The 912-nt window shown below is 43.1% G+C and carries 1 protein-coding gene; it reads right to left on the reverse strand.

Annotation, left to right across the window (positions count from 1 at the left end; all coding sequences use genetic code 11):
- Window positions 1-912: HDOD domain-containing protein (locus A3762_RS13045; protein ID WP_068755962.1), on the reverse strand; the 912-nt coding region annotated here is incomplete at both ends.

Genomic DNA, 912 nt, shown 5'->3' on the forward strand with positions numbered 1-912 from the left:
GAGGTTTAGCCGAGGCTTCAACAGCAGAATATTGCGCCAGAATGATCGCATCATAGACAATTGAGTACTTGCGCAAACGCATGGCATCTCCCATATCGTAGAGCGCTTGATCAAACTCCTCAGACATACCCCATTCTTTTCGAATTTGGATACAAATTTTCCATGCAACTCGCTTAAATACCTTAAAGCGCTGCATTGGAAGGATTTTTTCCTCCTCCGGCAAAGATCCTTCTAGGCGGTCAAGCTCTTGATTGACAATCAACATGGCCAGTTCTGGAATCAAGCCAAGCAAATAGTTAGATGGCCCATCTTGATCACGAATAATACTCAATGCTTCTAAGCTTGCTCCGGAACACAAAGCCCATCGCCATACCGTCTCATTTAGCGTTTTATTTCCACCACTGGCTTGGAATACGGGCATCATCGTTGCAGCAGAAACAACACGCTTAATACCGGCAATGCCAAGGCGTCGAATTGCTTCATCTAATGATTCAACACTTTGATTACTCAATCTGAAAAATGGAGAGTTTGCAATTTTAAGCACTTGTGAAGTAAGCGCCGGATCCTTAATTAGAAATTGCGCCACGGTATCGTTATTAACCATTTCCATCTTCAGAAGCTTCAACAAGAGAGGCAAAGAGCTTGGTTTTCTGGGAATTTTTTCAGAGTTTAATTCGTTACTAAGCAGCTGCTTTGCGTAGCTTTTGGCATTTTCTCTCTGAGTTTCAGTTGGCATCTCATAAGAATGTTCGGTTCCAAACAAACTCTGACAAAAGGCGTGATCTAATTCGAGCAAGTATTCACGATAACGCTTTGTTTTCGCGTTAGTCGTTTCAGAATTCGTCGCCCCATGCGTATCTTCAGAAGCGTTCTGTCGTTCGGTGAGATGATAAACAGGCTGATTACTGACTG

The sequence above is a fragment of the Oleiphilus sp. HI0125 genome, assembly GCF_001635355.1.